Here is a 19533-nt window from a genome sequence, read left to right on the forward strand (position 1 = left end):
GGCGCGAGGGTTTCGCTCAACTGCCGAGCACCAGCCCTTCGAGATCACCCTTGTCGCGCCAGGCCCGCAGCAGGTCCTCGAAGGCGTAGAAGCCGGGACCGTACGGTTCACCCAGGTGAGACCGGATGCCCTCGCCCCCGCCGCCGCCTTCGTTGTTGTAATAGCCGGGCGTGCACTGCGCGTCGAAAGCCGAGTTGTCGACGCCGGTTTCGCGGATCGTGGTGCACCACTGTTGCTGCGCCTCGTCGCTGGGCTCCACCGTGGCCGCCCCGCGTTTCAGCGCCTCGGCGATGATGTAGGCGATGTGCTCGCCCTGGAGTTCGTAGTTGGCGGCGATGTTGGCCGAGATACCGACCTGGGTGAAGCCGGTGTAGAACTGGTTCGGAAACCCGCGGCTGGTCATCCCGTGCAGCGTCTTGTAGCCGTCGCGCCAGTAGTCGAACAGCGATAGCCCGTCGCGTCCGGCGATCGTCTCGATCGAGTAGCGCCGGCTGATCTCGGTGGTGATCTCGAAGCCGCTGGCGTAGATGATGCAGTCCAGCTCGTACTCGACACCGTTTGCCACCAAACCCTTTTCGGTGGCCCGCTCGACGCCCTTGCTCGCCGACACGTCGACCAGGGTCACGTTCGGGCGGTTGAAGCTGGGCAGGTAGTCGTCGTTGGAGCAGGGCCGCTTACACAGGAATCGGTAGTAGGGCTTGAGCGCTTCGGCGGTCGCCGGGTCGTCGATCAGCGTGTCGATGCGGCGGCGCAGCCGCTCCATGATCTTGTAGTCCTCCTCCTCCCGGATCGCCATGAACTGCTCGGGCGTCAGGGATGCGGGGTCGTCCAGGGCGAGCACCCGGGCCGCGGTGTTGCGCCCCAGCTCGGTCCAGAAGTCGCACACCAGGTCCGGCTGTCCCGGCGCCATGCCCTCGAATGTCCAGGCGTGGAAGTTGCGTTGCCGCTCCCGTTGCCAGCCGGGTCGCAGCGTCTTGACCCATTCCGGGTCGGTGGGGGTGTTGTTGCGCGCGTCGACGGTGGAGGGGGTGCGCTGAAACACGTAGAGGTGCTGGGCATAGCGCGCCAGGAACGGCACGATCTGGATACCCGTGGCGCCGGTGCCGACGACGCCGACGCGCTTGTCGGCCAGTTTGTGCAGGTTCCCGCCCGAGTCGCCCCCGGTGTAGTCGTAGTCCCACCGCGACGAGTGGAAGCTGTACCCGCCGAAGGTTTTGATGCCGGGGATGCCGGGCAGCTTCGGCCGGTGGAACGGGCCCGACGCCAGCACCACGAACCGGGCGCGGATGTCGTCGCCGCGGTTGGTGCTGACCCGCCAGCGCTTGATCTGCTCGTCCCAGCGCAGGTCGTGCACCTGGGTGGAAAAGATCGCCGAGTCGTACAGGCCGAAGTGCTTGCCGATGTTGCGGCAGTGCTGGTAGATCTCGGCGCCGTCGGCGAACTTCTTCGACGGCATGAAGTCGAGCTCTTCCAGAAGCGGTATGTAACAGTAAGATTCGTTGTCGCACTGGATTCCCGGGTACCGGTTCCAGTACCAGACGCCGCCGAAGTCGCCGCCGAGTTCGATGATGCGCACGTCGTCGACGCCCGCCTTCTTCAGGTTCGCCGCCGACAGCAGGCCCGCGAACCCGCCGCCGAGGACGGCGACGTCGATGTCCTCGCGGATGGGCTCGCGCGGCGTCACCGGCGTGTACGGGTCGACCTCGTAGTAGCCGCTGAAGTCGTCCTCCAATTCGATGTACTGCTTGGAACCCTCTTTGCGCAGCCGTTTTTCGCGCTCGTGGGCGTATTTCTGCCGCAGCGCGTCGATGTCGATGTCGTCGGGCGTCTGGGTCGGCCCGCAACCCTCCTGCTGCGTGTCCACGTCGGGGGTCATGCCAGTGGGTGCTCCTTGTCTGAGAGTTCCCGGGGCGCACCGGTACCCATGTACCGCGACAATTGGTAGTGCAGGTTGACCGTGCTGCGCTCCCGGTAGGGGTTGGGCTTGGTGCCCGGGAAGCCGAGTGACTTCATGCCCTGCTGCACGGCGGCCATGTTGGAGAAGTCCTGCGGCAGCACGGAACGCCATCGCGGGTCACCGACCGGGGTGTATTCCCATTCCGTTTGTGGCTCTTCGCCTTTGGGGTACAGCTCGAACACCGAGACCTCGAAGATGCACTTGTCGGGGTTGTAGCTGGGGTGCGGCCGCGCTCCGTAGCACAGCGCGCTGGTCAGGCCCTGCCCGATCTGGAAGTTGGGGAAGATCTGCCACGCGGTGCCGGCCTGCCCGAGGATGTCGGGCGGGATGGTCGGCCAGATCACGCCGCGCGCCTCGTCGTCGCGGCGGGCCGACGCCAGCCAGTGCTCGAGGACCTTGTCGGCCGGGGTGCCCTCGGGCAACTCGTCGACCAGCCGCTTGGCGGCGTTCACCAGGGTCTGGGTGGTGGTGGCGTTGGTCTCCTCCATGGTGTACACCTGCATCTCGGCGGTCGACACCCGCGGGTCGGCGCCGATGCCCAGCCGGATCTTGGACTTGGTGGCCTCCATGTCCTCGGGCGCGTCGTAGCCGATGTTGCTATGCCTGCCTTGGGCTTTCGCCCAACCCTTGAACTCGCCGAACTTGTTGAACTCGGGATGGGTGGTGTAGACGTGGTAGGTCTCGTTGAACGCCTCCAGCGCGACCTTCCAGTTGCAGTCGAAGTAGAGCCACTTGCGCCACTTGTAGCGCATTTTCTCCAGCCCGAACGGCTCGAGAATCTTCGCGGCGGGGAACAGGTAGTCGGCCAGCGGCTCGCAGTCGGGGTCCATGTTGATCCACAGCCAGCCGCCCCAGGTGTCGACCCTCACGGGCCGCAGATGGGTGTTGTCGGGCGTGAGGGCCTGCCGCCAATCCTGTTGCTCGCGAATGTGTGTGCAGGCGCCGTCCAGGCCGTAGGTCCAGCCGTGAAAGCCGCAGACGAACGACTTGCGGGTGCGTCCGAGCGCGTTCTTGGCGCCCTCGGGGGTGTCGATCAGCCGCCGGCCGCGGTGCATGCACACGTTGTGGTGGGCGCGAAACTCGTTCGCGCCGGTGCGCACCACGATGATCGAGTCGTCCAGAATGTCGTAGGTCAGATAGCTGCCCACCTCGGGCAGTTCCTCGACGCGGCCGACCTGCTGCCAGACCTTGCGCCACAGCTTGTCGCGCTCGGCGCGGGCATAGTCCTCGCTGATGTACGCCTCCACCCCGATCGTCATCGGCGTGGAGAGGTCTTCTGCCACCGCGGAATTCGCGTCCTTGGCAACGTCGGTCATCACATCCTCCTGATCGCTGCGCGGAAGGATTCGTCATGCAGGAACAGCGACGTGTTGTCGGCGCCGAGGTGACTCCACCGCAGGTCCAGCCCGCCGTCGACGAGCAGCGTCTGGCCGGTGACGTAGCTCGACAGCTCGGAGAGCAGAAACAGGATGGCGCCGGCCTGCTCCTCGGGCCGGCCGCGGCGGCCCATCGCGATCGCCCGTCGATCCCGATCCGGGTCGTCGGCGACGTAGGTGCGGGAAGCGGCCGTCTCGGTGACGCCGGGCGCCACGGCGTTCACCCGGATCGCGGACTGCGCCAGCTCCAGCGCCATGGTGCGGGTCATCGCCGCGATGGCGGATTTGGCTGTCCCGTAGGCGATGTGGAACGGCGCGGTGTTCATGCCGCTGATCGAGGAGATCGACACGATCGACCCGGGCAGTCGCCGTGCGAGGAGCTCGGCTGCGACGGCCTGGCTCATGAAGAACGCCGTTTCGAGGTTATCGGCGAAGATCTTGCGCCAGTCGGTGCGCGACACCCGGGTCGACGGCATCCAGGTCGACGGTTCCGCACCGCCGGCGACGTTGACCAGTCCGTACAGCTGCCCGTCCGCCCGGCGCGCCTGGTCGATCACGGCGGCGATGCCCTCGTCGGTGGAGGCATCGGCGGCGACGGGCAGGACGGCCAGCCCCCGGGCGGCCAGCGGGGCGATGTGCTCGTCGAGGTTCTCCTTCGACCGGCTCACCGCGATCACGGTGGCCCCGGCCCGGGCGGCCATGGCCGTGACGGTGGTGCCGATGCCGCCGCCACCGGCGCCGGACACCACCACCACGCGGCCCTCGAGCCTGAGGAGATCGTCCATGACCTGCTTTCTGCTGCCCGGACACCGGCGGGCCGGCCGCGGCGGGGTTCACCCGATTTTTGTCCGGACAAAATATCGCATTCTGTCCCTTGGAGAACACTATTCCGATCGGCGAAGGCGGCTGTCAAGGCCCGCCTACGGTGCAGTGGCCGCTATTGTCTGGACTACACCGAGTTGATAGCGTCCAGCCCAACGGCGGACGGAAGGATCCCGGCACGCATGTCCATTTCACGGGCCATCTCCACGCAGCCCTCGCGGTACGCGACGCCCGGTTCGCCGGTGCCCGCCATCGACGTCGCGCCGGGTTGGCGGCTCCACCGGGTCACCGCGCCCAGCCGGCTGTTCGGCGCCAACGGTCTGCGCACCGGTCCCGACGGCCGGATCTACATCGCCCAGGTGACCGGGAGCCAGATCAGCGCGCTGGATCACCACACCGGGGAACTGGAGACCGCCAGCCCCAAGGGCGGCGACATCGTGGCGCCCGACGACGTGGCGTTCGACGCCGCCGGCAACCTGTATGCGACCGAGGTGATGGACGGGCGGGTCAGCGTGCGCGACACCGGCGGCCGGACGCGGGTGCTGCGCGACGACGTGCCGTCGGCCAACGGCATCACCTTCCATCGGGGCCGGTTGTTCATCGGCGAGTGCCGGGAGGGCGGCCGGCTGCTGGAATTCGACCTGGCCGGCGGGCCGCCCCGGGTGCTGCTGGACAACGTGCCCTCACCCAACGCGATGGAGGTCGGCCCGGACGGGCTGCTGTACTTCCCGGCGATGGGCGCCAACGAGATCTGGCGCGTCGACCCCGACGGCGGCGAACCGCAGTGCGTCGCAACGGGTCTCGGTGTGCCCGACTCGGTGAAGTTCGACGCGCGCGGCCACATCGTCTCGACGCAGGTGGCCAGCGGGCAGGTGCTGCGCATCGATCCGCGCAGCGGCGAGCAGCGGGTGCTCGCCCAGCTGAACCCCGGCCTGGACAACTGCACCTTCGTCGGCGACCGGCTGTTCGTCTCCAACTTCACCGGCGAGATCACCGAGATATCACCGGACGGCACCACGCGATCCGTACTGCCCGGTGGACTCAACTGGCCGCTGGACCTCGCGGTCGGCCACGACGGGCGGCTCTACGTCGCCGACGGCACCTACTTCTACGCCGCACTGCCCGACGGCGGCCTGCACACCGTGGGGATGCTGTTCAGCCCCGGCTATCCCGGGTTCCTGCGCGGCGTCGCGGCGAGCGGACCGGACGAGTTCGTCGTCACCACGTCCGGCGGGCAGATCAGCCGTTACCGGCCCCAGGCCAGCGAAAGCGAGGTGCTGGCAGACGGTTTCGACCAGCTCTACGGCATCGCCCCGGGGCCGGCCGGCGTGGTGGTCGCCGAGCTGGGCACCGGCCGGGTGCTGTCGCTGCAGCGCTCGGGTGCCGTCGAGGTGCTGGCGGCCGGGCTGCGCGAGCCGGTCGGTGTCGCGATCGGCAGCGACGGGGCGGCTCTGGTGGCCGAGGCCGGAGCCGGGCGGGTGGTCCGGGTGGACGGCTCGAAGGTCGACACCGTGATCGCCGATCTGCGACGCCCGCAAGGCATTCTGCTGCACGGAGGTGTGCTCTACGTGGTCGACGCCGGCGCCAAGGAGCTGATCGCGTTCGATCCGGCCGACAAGACGCGGCGAACCATCGCGTCCGGCCTGCCGGTCGGTCCCCCGCCGGGGGTGAACCCCAAGCCGCTCAAGGGCATGCCGCCGTTCTCCGGGCCGCAGGGCCCGTTCGCCGGGATCACCGCCGCGGCCGACGGGACGCTGTACGTCTCGGCCGACGGCGAGGGCAGCGTGCTGGCGGTGCGGCCGACCCGGGACGGCCACTGATGCCGCAGACCATCTCCGGCGACCACCGCTATCTGCAGATCGCGCGAGCGCTGCGCAAGGAGATCGTCGACGGGGTCTATCCGGTGGGGTCGCAGTTGCCGACCGAACACCAACTGTGCGAACGCTTCGCGGTGAGCCGCTACACCATCCGCGAAGCCCTGCGCCGGCTGCGCGAGGACAACCTGGTCGCGTCCCGGCCGCGGGCGGGCACCCGGGTGGTTCCCCGCCCAGCGTCGAGTTCCTATGCCCAGGACGCGATGTCGATCGACGACCTGCTCGCGTTCGCGGCCGGCGCGCAGCTGACCATCGAATCCAACGCGATGGTGACGATCGACGACGAGCTGGCCGCCCGGACCGGGCTCGAGGCCGGCACCCAGTGGCTGTCGGTGCGCGGCTACCGGCAGGCCGACGGCGCCTCGGTGCCGATCTGCCGCACCGAGTACTACATCAACCGCAGCTTCGCCGCGGTCGGCCGGCTGCTGCAACGGCATGCCGGGCCGATCTTTCCGTTGATCGAGGACCTGTTCGGTGTGAGCGTCGCCCAGCTGCACCAGGAGATCGCCGCGGTGCTGCTGTCGCCGGAACTCGCCGACGGTCTGGGCGCCGAGGCGGGGACGGCCGCGCTGCAGATGCGGCGCACCTACACCACCTCCGACGGCGAGGTGGCCCAGGTGACGATCAACACCCACCTGTCCCCGAACTTCCGGTACGCGATGACGATGCGCCGCGTCACCGGTCAGGCCGGTTGAGATGACCGCCCGCGCCGCCCCGGACACCGCGCAAACATCGCTGGCCTACCGGCGCGGCTGGTGGGTGCGCAGCACGCTGGCCGACGCGGCGCGCGCTGCGGCGCAACGTACGCCGGAGCGGATAGCGTTGGTGGACAATGAGGTTCGGCTGAACTGCGCCACCCTGTACGCCCAGGCCGGCGAGCTGGCCGCCGCCCTGCTGGCCCGTATCCCGGCCGGCAGCGTGGTGTCGTTCATGCTGCCGAACTGGCACGAGGCCGCGGTCATCTACCTGGCCGCGACACTGGCCGGCATGGTGGTGAACCCGATCCTGCCGTCACTGCGCGACCACGACCTGCGTTTCATCCTCGAGGATGCCGGCGCTGCAATGGTTTTCGTCCCGCACCGGTACGGCGGCCACGACTACCCGGCGATGCTGGACCGCGTGACGGCCGCGATGAGCGCGGCGCCGCAGGTGGTGGTGCTGCGCGGCCCCGCAACGGGACGAACCGGTCGGCACACCCCGTACCGCTGCATGCTGGGCGGACCGCCCGGGGGTCTTCCGGCCCTGGATCCCGATGCGGTGCGGATGATCCTCTATACCTCCGGCACCACCAGCCGCCCGAAAGGTGTTCTGCACAGCCATAATTCGATACATGCGCTGATCTGCCAGATACGTGACCACTGGGCGATCGATCCCGGCGACACATTCCTGGTGCCGTCGCCGCTCGCCCATATCGGCGGCTCGATCTACGCGTTTGAATGCCCGCTGCTGCTGGGCACCACGGCGGTGCTGATGGACCGGTGGGACCCGGCGCGGGCGGTGGCGTTGATGACCGCGCATCGCTGCACCCACATGGCCGGGGCCACACCGTTTTTACAGCAGCTGCTCTCGGCCGCCGCGAACGCCGGCACCCGCCTGCCCGACCTGAAGGTGTTCATCTGCGGCGGCGCCTCGGTGTCGCCGTCACTGATCCGCCGGGCCGCGGCCTATTTCGACCGCGCGGTCGTCACCCGGGTGTACGGCTGCACCGAGGTGCCGGTGGCCACCGTCGGGGCGCCCCGGCCGCAGGAGGCCGACTACGCCGCCGACACCGACGGCCGGCCCGGCGTCGCCGAGATCAAGCTCGTCGCGCACCCGGCGGCGCCCACCGGTGACGGCGAGATCTGCGTGCGCGGCCCGCAGATGCTGCGCGGCTACCGCCACCCGGAGGACGACGCCGAGTCCTTCGACGCCGCAGGGTTTTTCCGCACCGGCGACCTGGGCCGCTGGGCGTTAGCCGATTCCGCCGACCGGTACCTGGTCGTGACCGGCCGCGCCAAGGACGTCATCATCCGCAGCGGCGAGAACATCTCCGCCAAGGAGGTGGAGGACCTGCTGGCCGACCATCCCGGCATCGCCGAGATCGCGGTCGTCGGGCTGCCCGACGAGCGCACCGGCGAGCGGGCGTGCGCGGTCATCGTTCCCACCCCCGGGGCGAGCCCGGACGTGGCCAGCCTGCTGGCGCTGCTGGTGAGCAAGGGGGTGGCCAAGTTCAAGGCGCCCGAACAGGTGGTGCTTTGGGATGCCCTGCCGAAGAACGACGCCGGCAAGGTGCTCAAGCATCGGATCCGCGCGGCGCTGAGTAAGGATGGCTGACATGCAGGTCGCGATCGTCACGGGCGCAAGCAGCGGCATCGGGTTGGGCTGCGCGACCAGGCTGGCCGGGACGGGCATGGCGGTGCTCGGCACCGGCCGCGACCCAAAGCGGTTGGCCGAGTTGGAAACCGCGATCGGCGACCCCGACCGGGTCGCCACCGTCGCGGTCGACCTGACCGACGACGACGCGCCGCGGCGCATCGTGGACCGCGCCCTGCAGCGGTGGGGCCACATCGACTTCCTGATCAACAACGCCGGCGTGGGCAGCCCCAAACCGCTGCACGAAACCGACGACGACACCCTGGACTACTTCCTGAATTTGATGCTGCGGGCACCGTTTCGGCTCGCGCGCGAGGTGCTGCCCCACCTGCCGCCCGGATCGGCGATCATCAACGTGACATCGACGTTCGCCGTCGTCGGCGGCCTGCGCGGCGGCGCCTACTCCGCGGCCAAGGGCGGGCTGACCGCGCTGACCACCCACATCGCCTGCCAATACGGCGCCTCCGGCATCCGCTGCAATGCCGTCGCGCCGGGGGTGACGGTCACCCCGATGGTGGAAAAGCGGTTGCAGGACCCGCGCTTTCGCAAGATCAACACGGAGATGACACCGCACCAACGGTTGGGCAGCGTCGACGACATCGCCGCCACCGTCGCGTTCCTGTGCTCGCCGGGCGGAAGTTTCATCAACGGCCAGACGATCGTCGTCGACGGCGGATGGAGTTCGACGAAGTATCTGTCGGAGTACGCGCTGACCTCGGAGTGGATCGCGCCGTGAGTTAGCGGCTACCGGCCGGCGAAGTCGATGACGCCGCGGATGTTGCGGCCCTCGCGCAGGTCGGCGAATGCCTCGTTGATCTCGTCGAGCCGGTAGTGGCGGGTGACCAACTCGTCGAGTTTCAAATCGCCCGCCTGATATAGGGACAACAGCATCGGCACGCTGGTGCGCGGATTCATCCCGCCGTAGAGGGCGCCCCGCAGTTGTTTGGCCGACAGCGTCATCTCCTGCAGCACCAGCGGAACCGGGGGCTCGGTGAACGGGGTGATGCCGGTCAGCACGCAGACCCCGCCCTTGCGCAGCAGCGCCAGCGCCAACGGGATCACGTCCACGTGCACCACGCCGGGACAGACCACCACCCGGTCGGCCATCAGGCCGGCGGTGATCTCCCTGACCAGCGGTATGGCGTCCCGCGCGGACGCGGCGGTGTGCGTGGCGCCGAAGATCTTGGCCGAATCCCGTTTGGCTGCAACGGGATCCACCGCGACGACGTACTTCGCGCCCACCGCGCGGGCGCCCTGCAGCGCGTTCATCCCGACACCGCCGGCGCCGATCACCACCACGGTGTCGCCCGGTTCGGTGCCCGCCGACACCGTCGCCGAGCCCCATCCGGTGCTGACCCCGCACGACACCAGGGAGGCGGCATGGAACGGAATCGCCTCGTCGATCTTGATGACGGACCGTTCCGAGAGCACCGCGTACTCGGCGAAGGTGCCGAGTTGCCCGTAGGCCAACAGGTTTTCCGCACCGAGATGGCGGCGGCAGGTCCCGTCGGTGGGCATCTCGCGCACGAACAGGCTGGCGCCGACGTCGCAGATGTAGCTCTGGCCGTTCACGCAGAACCGGCAGCTGCCGCACGCCGGGATGAACGACAGCGCCACGTGGTCGCCCGGGCGCACCGACGTCACGTTGGGCCCGACTTCCGCGACGACACCGGCGCCCTCGTGACCGCCGAGCAGCGGGAACCAGTCCGGCGCGGGCTGACCGCTCGCGGCGACCACCTCGGGCGTCGGCACCACGTCACCGGTGAACAGATGGTCGTCGGAGTGGCAGATCCCGGCGATGGCCATCCGCACCAGCACCTCACCGCTGCGCGGCGGGTCGAGCTCGATCTCGGCGATCTCCCAGTCCCGGCCGACCCCGCGGATCACGGCGGCACGACACTTCATTGCGGCTCCTTGCTCTCTGGTGGCGTCCCCCGGGCCACGCCGGGGCGTGGCACGAATCCATCTTGCGCTACCGCTCAACCGGATTCGCGAAGTGGCTCCGGATCCCGGCCAGCATCGCCGTGTGCGCCTTGACGGCTTGCCGGACGGTCATCGGGGCCAGTGGTCGCGGCGCCGCGATCCGGATCCGTTCGGTGATGCGGGTGCCGGCGGCCGTCGGCGCGAAGCTGACCGTGCCGCGCAGGCGCACCCCCGGCGACTGGTCGGCCTCGGTCAGCACCACCCCGTCCGCGCGCACCAGCAGCTGGGCCCGATAGTTGATGCGTAAGGCCAAGGGCCCCAAGGGGATCCGGTCCGTCACCCGGTAGCGGTGCAGGTAGCCGTCCGGGGTCTGCCCACGAAAGAGCGTCTGGACCGCGACGATCAGCGGGTGGACCAGCCTGAGGTTGTCCAAATCGACGTAGAAGTCGCGGACCGCCGCCGGCGGGGCCGGCACCTGCTGGCTCAGCGTGTGCTCGGAGCCCACCACCCACCAGCTCATCGGCGGTGCGTCCGGTTGGCTCATCGCTCCATTGTTTCCCGCCGCGGCCGGCCCCGCGCGCGGCTTTGCCGCAGTATTTTTTCCTATTCGGCTGGCCTACTGTGAGGTCCGTGGAGTCCCCCGATCCGGCCGGGACCGGCGTGGTCGAGCGCTACCTGCAGTGCCTGGCCGCGCACGACTGGGACGGCCTGGCCGACACCATCGCCGACGACGGGCTGACCCGGGAGGGCCCGTTCCGCGACGTCATCGAGGGCAAGGCCGAATACCTGGACTACCTGCGCAGGGTCCTCACCGAGCTGCCCGGCCACCGGCTCGAGGTGCAGCGGGTGTCACACGTGGACGCCGGGCGCTGCTACGTCGAATTGACCGAGGCGTTCGACATCGACGGCGCCACCCGGCGGTGGCCGGAGTGCATCTTGTTCGAGCGGGGCGGCGACGGGCTGATCTCTCGTATCAGCGTGTTCTTCAAACAGGGGCGCTGACACGCTATTCCCTCCCCCACCGAATTGACCTAACGTGTGGTGGGTGGAGGCACACGGAAACCCGGAATTGGTCCCCGTCGAAAATTTGCACTCTGGTGATCCGATTACGGATTGCGGCCAACGCTACATAGTTCTGGAATCCAAGACACTCAACGACTGCGTGGTGCTCGAACTCGAGTCCCGGGTGGACCATCAGCTGCAGGTCATCGAGAAATCCTTCCCCACCGGATATCACGTGGGAAGGGCGAACCACCGGGTTTTGTAGCCGCCAATTCTTGCGGGTCCTTCGACCCGAATAGCGCGCCGGTAGCCGGTCGACGGCTACCGCGCATTCCTGTTTCCCCGGACTTCGACGCGCAATTCTCCCCGGTGCACAAAGCGGCGAAAAAGCTTGCGCCCCTTGGCCGCTGCCCGGCCGCCGGATGGCGTCCGAAGCGCCCGGCCCGCCGGCCCGGCGCTACCGGGAGGCCGCTTCGTTCGGCGCGTTTGAGTTGTCGTCAACCCGGTAACCTCTGTCCAAGGACGTGATTGCACCTCATTGGTTTTCCTCGCTTTCTCCAAGAAGCTGCTTGCCGGGAAAGCCCGACCTGCGTCGCCAGGGGCGTCGTCGCACGGTTCACCTTCCCGACCCACGTGTGGACAGCTCCTGCACAGGTCAGGATCATTGACCGCGGAGACGTAATTGAAGGGTGACGAGTGAAGATTCCCGGCGTTTCCAGCGTCGTCGCTGGGGTGGCTGGTGGGGCCGCACAGGTGGTGCGGGCCGGCGTATCCACCGCGGCGGGAGCCGCCGGTGCCCTGCAGACGTTGGCCAGCCCGGTGGCCGAGCTCGCCGGCCCGGTGATCCAGTCGATGGCGCAGACCACCGGCCGGGCCATCGGGTTGGACGGCTCGGCCGACGGCGCGCCCGCGATCGTGCCGCCGGTGCGCTGGCACAGCGGGCGGCGCGTGCACCTGGACCTGGACCCGCTGCTGCCCTTCCCCCGCTGGCACGAGTACGCGCCGGCCGTCGAGGAGCCGGTGCGCAGGATCCCGGGGGTGGCCAAGGCGCACGTCGAGGGCTCGCTGGGCCGGCTGGTGGTCGAACTCGCCGACGACGCCGACGACGCCGACGACGCCGCCGTGCTGGACGAGGTGCGCTCGACCGTGGCCTCCGTCGCCGCGGACATCAGCTGGTCCAAGGCGGAGGCGGCCCCGCCGTCGGCGCCGTTCGCCGACCCGGGCAACCCGCTGGCGATCCTGGTGCCGCTCACCGCGGCGGCGCTGGATCTGGTGGCCATGGGTGCGGCGGTCACCGGCTGGGTGACCCGGCTGCCCGCCGCGCCGCAAACCACCCGGGCCGCGGCCGCGCTGATCAACCACCAACCGCGCATGGTGTCCATCCTGGAGGCGCGGCTGGGCCGGGTGGGCACCGACATCGCGCTCGCCGCGACGACTGCCGCCGCGCACGGCCTCACCCAGTCGTTCGGCACCCCGCTGCTCGACCTGACCCAGCGCACCCTGCAGATTTCCGAGGCGGCGGCACACCGCCGGGTGTGGCGGGACCGCGAGCCGCAGCTGGCCTCGCCGGACCGGCCGCAGGCCCCGGTGGTGCCGGTCATCTCGTCGGCCAAGTCCGAGGTGCCCCGGCACAGCTGGGCGGCCGCGGCCGCCGGTGAGGCGTCGCACGTCGTGGTCGGCGGGACCATCGACGCCGCGATGGACAAGGCGAAGGGCTCGATGGCGGGGCCGGTGGAAAGCTACGTCGACTCCGCGGCCAACGGCTCGTTGATCGCCGCGGTGAGCGCGCTGGTGGCCGGCGGCGGCACCGAGGACGCGGCGGCGGCCATCGAGGCCGGGGTGCCGCGAGCCGCGCACATGGGTCGCCAGGCGTTCGCCGCGGTGCTGGGTCGCGGGCTGGCCAACTCCGGGCAGCTGGTGCTCGACCCCGGCGCGCTGCGCCGCCTGGACCGGGTCAAGGTGGTGGTCATCGACGGCGCGGCGCTGCGCGGCGACCACCGCGCCGTGCTGCGGGTCCGCGGCGAGGCGCCCGGCTGGGACGACGACCGGGTCTACGAGGTCGCCGACGCGCTGCTGCACGGCGAGGAGGCCCCCGAGCCCGACCCCGACGAGTTGCCCGCGACCGGCGCCCGGCTGAGATGGGTGCCGTCCCAAGGACCTTCGGCCATGCCCGCGCAGGGCCTGGAAAGCGCCGACCTGATCGTCGACGGCGACCGCGTCGGCCGCGTCGACGTGGGCTGGGAGGTCGACCCGTACGCGATTCCGCTGTTCCAGACCGCGCACCGCACCGGCGCCCGGGTGGTGCTGCGCCACGTCGCCGGCACCGAGGACCTCACCGCCAGCGTCGGCGCCACGCATCCGCCCGGCACCCCGCTGCTGAACGTGGTCCGCGAGCTGCGCGCCGACCGGGGGCCGGTGCTGCTGATCACCGCGCTGCACCGCGACTTCGCGTCGACCGACACCCTGGCCGCCCTGGCCATCGCGGATGTCGGTGTGGCCCTTGATGATCCGCGCGCCGCGACGGCCTGGACCGCCGACATCATCACCGGCACCGACCTGGCCGACGCGGTGCGGATCCTGTCGGCGATCCCGGTGGCCCGCTCGGCCAGCGAGTCGGCGGTGCACCTGGCCCAGGGCGGCACCACGCTGGCCGGGCTGCTGCTGGTCACCGGTGAGCAGGAGAAGGGCGCCAGCCCGGTGAGCTTCCGGCGCTGGCTCAACCCGGTCAACGCCGCGGCGGCCACCGCGCTGGTGGCGGGAACCTTCTCGGCCACCCGGGTGCTGCGGCTGCCCGATCCCACTCCGCAACCGCTGACCGCCTGGCACGCGCTGGATCCCGAGATCGTCTACTCCCGGCTGGCCGGCGGCGCGCGGCCGCTGGCCGTGGAGACCGAGCCGTCGTGGCGGCGCCGCCTCGACGACCTGTCCTACAGCCCGGCCCTGGCGCCGCTGCGGGCGCCGCTGCAGAACGTGTTGCGGCTGGCGTCGGCCACCCGCACCGAGCTGGCCGATCCGCTGACCCCCATCCTGGCCGTCGGCGCGGCGGCCTCGGCGATCGTCGGCAGCAACATCGACGCGCTGCTGGTCGCCGGCGTTATGACCGTCAACGCGATAACCGGTGGGGCGCAACGGCTTCGGGCCGAGTCGGCGGCCGCCGAGCTGTTCGCCGAGCAGGACCAGATGGTGCGCCGGGTGGTGGTGCCGGCGGTGGCGACCACCCGCCGCCGGCTGGAGGCCGCCCGGCACGCCACCCGCACCGCGACGGTGTCCGCCAAGTCGCTGCGGCCCGGCGACGTCATCGACCTGGCCGCACCGGAAGTGGTGCCCGCCGACGCCCGGCTGCTGGAGGCCGAAGACCTCGAGGTCGACGAGTCGCTGCTGACCGGGGAGTCGCTGCCGGTGGACAAGCAGGTGGAGCCCGTCGCCGTCAACGACCCCGACCGCGCCAGCATGCTGTTCGAGGGCAGCACCATCGTGGCCGGGCACGCCCGGGCGATCGTGGTGGCCACCGGCGTGGGGACGGCCGCGCACCGCGCCATCTCGGCCGTCGCCGACGTGGAAACCGCGGCCGGGGTGCAGGCCCGGCTGCGCGAGCTCACCAGCAAGGTGCTGCCGCTGACGCTGGCCGGCGGTGCCGCGGTGTCGACGCTGGCGCTGCTGCGCCGCGCGTCGCTGCGCCAGGCGGTGGCCGACGGCGTGGCGATCGCGGTGGCCGCCGTCCCCGAGGGGCTGCCGCTGGTGGCCACCCTGTCCCAGCTGTCGGCCGCGCAGCGGCTGACCGCCCGCGGCGCCCTGGTCCGCGCGCCCCGCACCATCGAGGCGCTGGGCCGCGTCGACACCATCTGTTTCGACAAGACCGGCACGCTCACCGAGAACCGGCTGCGGGTGGTGTGCGCGGTGCCCGACGACGTCAACCCGCACGACCCGTTCCCGGAGCTGACCGCCCCGCAGTCGGCGGAGCTGGTGCGGGCCGCCGCGCGGGCGTCCGCCCGGCCGCAGGAGGGGCAGGGGCATGCACACGCCACCGACGAGGCGATCCTGACCGCCGCGAGTTCGCTGAACGGGCAACGGGATTCGGACTGGTCGATGATCGCCGAGGTGCCGTTCGAGTCCAGCCGCGGCTTCGCCGCCGCGATCGGCACCGTCGGCAACGCCAACGGGAACCCCTCGGACACACCGGTGCTCATCCTCAAGGGGGCGCCCGAGGTGATCCTGCCGCGCTGCCGGTTCGCCGACCCGGAGGCCGACCAGCAGCGGGCCGAGGCGGTGGTGCGGGGCCTGGCCGAACAGGGCTTGCGGGTGCTGGCGGTGGCGCAGCGGGGCTGGAAGCACGACACCGACGACGACGACACCGACGCCGACGCGGTGGACGCCGCCGCGCACAACCTGGAACTGCTCGGCTACGTCGGTCTGGCCGACACCGCCCGCGCGTCGGCGCGCCCGCTGATCGAGGCGCTGCTGGACGCCGAGCGCGACGTCGTGCTGATCACCGGCGACCACCCGATCACCGCGCGGGCGATCGCCCGCCAGCTGGGCCTGCCGGCCGACGCCCGGGTGGTCACCGGCGCCGAGCTGGCCGGCCTGGACGAGGACGCGTGCGCCAAGCTGGTCGCCGACGTGCAGGTGTTCGCCCGGGTCAGCCCGGAGCAGAAGGTGCAGATCGTGGCCGCCCTGCAGCGCTGCGGACGGGTGACCGCGATGGTCGGCGACGGCGCCAACGACGCCGCGGCGATCCGGATGGCCGACGTCGGCATCGGGGTGAGCGGGCGCGGTTCGTCGGCCGCCCGCGGCGCGGCCGATATCGTGCTGACCGACCAGGACCTGAGCGTGCTGCTGGACGCCCTGGTCGAGGGCCGCAGCATGTGGGCCGGGGTGCGCGACGCCGTCACGATCCTGGTCGGCGGCAACGTGGGCGAGGTGCTGTTCACCATCATCGGGACCGCCTTCGGCGCCGGCCGGGCCCCGGTGGGCACCCGGCAGCTGCTGCTGGTCAACCTGCTCACCGACATGTTCCCCGCGCTGGCGGTCGCGGTCACCTCGCAGTACGTCGAACCCGACGAAGCCGAGTACCCCTCCGCCGCGGACGCCGAGGCCGCCCGGCGCGAGCACCGCCGCGCGGTGCTGACCGGACCCACCCCCTCGCTGGACGCCCCGCTGATGCGCCAGATCGTCACCCGCGGCGCGGTCACCGCGGCCGGGGCGACCGCGGCCTGGGCCATCGGCCGGTGGACCCCGGGCACCGAACGCCGCACGGCGACAATGGGTTTGACCGCGCTGGTGACCACCCAGCTGGCGCAGACGCTGCTGACCCGCCGGCACAGCCCGCTGGTGGTGGCGACCGCGCTGGGCAGCGCGGGGGTGTTGGTCGGCATCGTGCAGACCCCGGTGCTCAGCCAGTTCTTCGGCTGCACGCCGTTGGGGCCGGTCGCCTGGACCGGGGTGCTGGGTTCCACCGCGGGCGCCACCGCGATCTCGGCGCTGGCCCCCAACTGGCTGGCCAAACAGGTCGCCGCCCTCGAGCCCGGCCAGCAGGACGCCTAACGGTTCCTAACCGGGCAGTTCCTTGCGCAGCACCTTGCCGGTCGGGTTGCGCGGAATGCTCGCCACGATGTTGATGTCGCGTGGCTGCTCGAACCGCGAGACCCGGTCCTTGAGGTAGTCGCGCAGCTGCGCCGCGTCGACGCCGCTGCCGGGGTGCAGCACCACGAACGCCGCCAGGCGGTGGCCGAACCGCTCGTCGGGAACGCCGATCACCGCGTTGTCGGCGACGGCGGGGTGCGCGGCGAGCGCGTTCTCCACCGCGCGCGGGTAGACGTTCTCCCCGCCGGAGATGATCATGTCGTCCTCCCGGCCGACGATGAACAGTCGGCCGGCGTTGTCCAGGTAGCCCATGTCGCCGGTGCTGGTCATGCCGTCGACGACGGTCTTCCCGCCGCCGTCGGTGTAGCGGGTGCCGGCCAGCTCGCCGCCGACGAAGATGCGCCCGGTCACCCGCGGGCCGACCGGCCGGTTGTTGCGGTCCAGGATCCGCACCGGGCAGCCGGCGACGGGTTTCCCGACGGTTTCCGGGGCGTCGCGCAGGTCCGCCGGTGTCGCCAGCGCCCCGATGCCCACCTCGGTGGAGCCGTAGCCGTTGTAGAGGATGTCGCCGTAGGTGTCCATGAACCGCTGTCCCAGCGTGGGATCGAGTCGGTCGCCGCTGGACATCACGACCCGCAACTGCGGCAACGGATTTCGCGCCCGCACCCGCGGCGGCAGCTCGAGGATGCGGGCCAGCACCACCGGAACCGCGGTGAAGGCGTCGGCCCGGTGCAGCGAGGCCTGGGCCAGCGCGGCTTCGGCGTCGAAATGGCGATGGGTCAGCACCGTGCCGCCCAGGGCGATGGTGAGCATCAGCATGCCCAGGCCCAACCCGTGAAACATCGGCATTGCCACCGAGATTCGCGATCCGGTGCGCAGCCGGGTGCGGTCCAGGATGGTCACCCACACCCCCACCGCGGAGCGCAGCTGCGGGGCGCGCGGCACCCCCTTGGGTTTCCCGGTGGTCCCCGAGGTCAGCAGCACGATGCGGCCGGGCGCGGCGACGGCCGGTCGCCCGCCGCTCTCCTCGGCGCCGGCGGTGGCCGGGTCGATGACGGCGACGGCGTCGTCGGCGGCCGCGATCCGCTCGGCGAATTCGTTGTCGGCCACCACCGTCGAGATGTGGTGGGCGCGCAGCGCGGCCGCCAGCGCGTCACTGCGGAACTCGGTGCTGATCGGGACGACGTCGGCGCCGAGCAGGGCAACCGCGAAAACCGCTGTGACAAAACCGCGTCCGTTGCGGCACATGACCCCCACCGCCCGGCCGGGCGCGACGCCGTCGCGGGTCAACCGCCGCGCCAGCGATTCGGTGGCGCCCTGCAGCTCGCGGTAGGACAGCGCGCCGTCGTCGTCGATGATCGCGGTGCGGCCCGGCCAGCGGGCCGCGGTGACCGCCAACAGGGTGTAGGGGTTGGTGCCGCCGCGGCTCGCCTCGCGAAGCAGCCGCAGAACCGCCCGCGGCGAGGGCGGGTTGAGCAGACCGGAGCGCACCAGCGCCCGGGCGGCGGTGGGCGCCACCCGTTCAGCGCTCACGGCCGGCCTCCTCGGCGTCGGTGAAGAACCGGCGATGCCACAGCCGTGCGGCGCGGTCCGCCGGGCCGGCCAGCAGCACCGAGGCCAGCTCGGCCGGCAGCACCCAGGGCGGCTCGAGGGTGCGCGGCCGCTCGATGACGGCCTTGGCGATGACGTCGGCCGCCTGGTCCGGCGACAACCCGGGCAGCCGGCCCAAAACCGGTGTGGGCGCGATCATCCGGGTCCGGACCAACGCGAAGTAGACCGTGCTGACGTGCACGCCGTCGGCGTGCAATTCGGGGGCCACGCTGCGCAGCCACCGGTCGAAGGCTCCCTTGGACGCCTGGTAGGCGCCCCACTGCGGACCCGGCACCACCCGCACCCCGACGCTGGACACGTTCACGACGTGCCCGCGGCCGTTGTCGCGCATGGCCGGCAACAGCCCGAGCAGCAACCGGACCGGCCCCAGGTAGTTGACGTCGATGGTGCGCTGGAAGTCGTGCGGCCGGTCGTACTGGTGATGCAGCGAGCGGCGCAGCGACTTGCCGGCGTTGCTCACCACGACGTCGAGCGGACCGTGTTCCTCGGTGATCTGTTTGGTCAGGGCGCTGACCGCGGATTCGTCGGTGAGGTCGGTCGGGTAGGCGACCGCCCGCCCGCCGCCGGCGTTGATCGCCACCGTCAGCTCGCCGAGCCGCTCCTCGGAGCGGGCGACCACCAGCACCGTCGCGCCGGCGGCGGCCAGGCGGCGCGCGGTTGCCTCGCCGATGCCGTAGGAGGCGCCGGTCACCAGGACCGTCCTGCCGCCGACGGCGCCGCGCAACCGGTCCGGGTCCGACACCCGCGCCGGGTTGGCCACCCGGTCGGCCACCGTGTTGAGGACCTTGTCGAGGGCCTGCGCTATTGCGTTCACCTTCGCCGCCGCATTCGTTCGAGCCGCCTGAACCACAAGTAGCAGACCACATCCCGGCCGGCCGTCGTGCCCCGGCCCGGATGTTCGCCGAATGCCGGTGCGGCGCACCCGCGCCCGGGGATGGGCACATCCGCCGGATGCGCGCCGCGCGCAACCGATCTCAGCCGCCCGCCCGGGCGGCGGCGCATTTATGAGAACACGGTAATTTCAGCGTTTCCTGGG

The 19533-nt window shown here is 71.0% G+C and carries 14 protein-coding genes; 7 read left to right on the plus strand and 7 right to left on the minus strand.

Annotated features, from left to right (window positions below):
- Positions 1 to 16: 16 nt before the first annotated feature.
- Genes H7I87_RS14155 through H7I87_RS14165 form a run of 3 tightly spaced genes read right to left on the minus strand, consistent with a single transcriptional unit; the run spans position 17 to position 4118 of the window.
- A complete protein-coding gene (locus H7I87_RS14155) occupies positions 17 to 1876 on the minus strand; it encodes a flavin-containing monooxygenase (protein WP_023860830.1) in 1860 nt (619 codons plus the stop codon).
- On the minus strand, positions 1873 to 3273 hold the full coding sequence (locus H7I87_RS14160; RefSeq protein WP_031343565.1) for an aromatic ring-hydroxylating oxygenase subunit alpha: 1401 nt from the start codon (positions 3271 to 3273) through the stop codon (positions 1873 to 1875). The genes H7I87_RS14155 and H7I87_RS14160 overlap by 4 nt, the downstream gene beginning before the upstream one ends.
- Positions 3273 to 4118, minus strand: a complete 846-nt coding sequence (locus H7I87_RS14165) for an SDR family NAD(P)-dependent oxidoreductase (RefSeq protein WP_023864852.1) — start codon at positions 4116 to 4118, stop codon at positions 3273 to 3275. Before H7I87_RS14165 ends, H7I87_RS14160 begins: the two co-directional genes overlap by 1 nt.
- 219 nt (positions 4119 to 4337) lie before the next feature.
- Between H7I87_RS14165 and H7I87_RS14170 the strand changes: the two genes are divergently transcribed.
- From H7I87_RS14170 to H7I87_RS14185, 4 genes are read left to right on the plus strand one after another with little or no spacing between them, the layout of a single operon-like run.
- Positions 4338 to 5975, plus strand: a complete 1638-nt coding sequence (locus tag H7I87_RS14170; protein ID WP_031343566.1) for a Vgb family protein — start codon at positions 4338 to 4340, stop codon at positions 5973 to 5975.
- Entirely contained in the window at positions 5975 to 6724 is a 750-nt protein-coding gene (locus H7I87_RS14175; protein ID WP_023860833.1) for a GntR family transcriptional regulator, read from the plus strand. Before H7I87_RS14170 ends, H7I87_RS14175 begins: the two co-directional genes overlap by 1 nt.
- Position 6725: 1 nt before the next feature.
- Positions 6726 to 8342: an AMP-binding protein gene (locus H7I87_RS14180; RefSeq protein ID WP_019733566.1), complete on the plus strand. Its 1617-nt coding sequence runs from the start codon at positions 6726 to 6728 to the stop codon at positions 8340 to 8342.
- Positions 8335 to 9117: an SDR family NAD(P)-dependent oxidoreductase gene (locus H7I87_RS14185; RefSeq protein WP_010949992.1), complete on the plus strand. Its 783-nt coding sequence runs from the start codon at positions 8335 to 8337 to the stop codon at positions 9115 to 9117. The genes H7I87_RS14180 and H7I87_RS14185 overlap by 8 nt, the downstream gene beginning before the upstream one ends.
- An 8-nt stretch (positions 9118 to 9125) precedes the next feature.
- On the opposite strand, the gene H7I87_RS14190 is transcribed toward H7I87_RS14185, so the two are convergent.
- Both H7I87_RS14190 and H7I87_RS14195 read right to left on the minus strand, forming a co-directional pair.
- Positions 9126 to 10286, minus strand: a complete 1161-nt coding sequence (locus tag H7I87_RS14190; RefSeq protein WP_023860834.1) for an NDMA-dependent alcohol dehydrogenase — start codon at positions 10284 to 10286, stop codon at positions 9126 to 9128.
- Positions 10287 to 10353: 67 nt separating this feature from the next.
- On the minus strand, positions 10354 to 10848 hold the full coding sequence (locus tag H7I87_RS14195; RefSeq protein ID WP_009979864.1) for an SRPBCC family protein: 495 nt from the start codon (positions 10846 to 10848) through the stop codon (positions 10354 to 10356).
- 86 nt (positions 10849 to 10934) lie between these two features.
- Here H7I87_RS14195 and H7I87_RS14200 point away from each other — a divergent pair, with 86 nt between their 5' ends.
- The 3 genes from H7I87_RS14200 (at position 10935) to H7I87_RS14210 (ending at position 16847) form a co-directional block, all read left to right on the plus strand.
- Entirely contained in the window at positions 10935 to 11306 is a 372-nt protein-coding gene (locus H7I87_RS14200) for a nuclear transport factor 2 family protein (RefSeq protein WP_031343569.1), read from the plus strand.
- Between the two features lie 43 nt (positions 11307 to 11349).
- Positions 11350 to 11571, plus strand: coding sequence for a hypothetical protein (locus H7I87_RS14205; protein WP_029245110.1), 222 nt, complete (start codon positions 11350 to 11352; stop codon positions 11569 to 11571).
- A gap of 431 nt (positions 11572 to 12002) precedes the next feature.
- On the plus strand, positions 12003 to 16847 hold the full coding sequence (locus tag H7I87_RS14210) for a cation-translocating P-type ATPase (RefSeq protein ID WP_023860836.1): 4845 nt from the start codon (positions 12003 to 12005) through the stop codon (positions 16845 to 16847).
- A 6-nt stretch (positions 16848 to 16853) separates the two neighbouring features.
- Here the strand turns inward: H7I87_RS14210 and H7I87_RS14215 are convergent, their stop codons facing one another.
- A complete protein-coding gene (locus tag H7I87_RS14215; RefSeq protein WP_023860837.1) occupies positions 16854 to 18419 on the minus strand; it encodes an AMP-binding protein in 1566 nt (521 codons plus the stop codon).
- Entirely contained in the window at positions 18409 to 19311 is a 903-nt protein-coding gene (locus H7I87_RS14220) for an SDR family NAD(P)-dependent oxidoreductase (RefSeq protein WP_031347616.1), read from the minus strand. Before H7I87_RS14220 ends, H7I87_RS14215 begins: the two co-directional genes overlap by 11 nt.
- Between the last annotated feature and the right edge of the window lie 222 nt (positions 19312 to 19533).

It is taken from the genome of Mycobacterium timonense (assembly GCF_025821985.1).
Classification (GTDB): Bacteria; Actinomycetota; Actinomycetes; order Mycobacteriales; family Mycobacteriaceae; genus Mycobacterium; species Mycobacterium avium.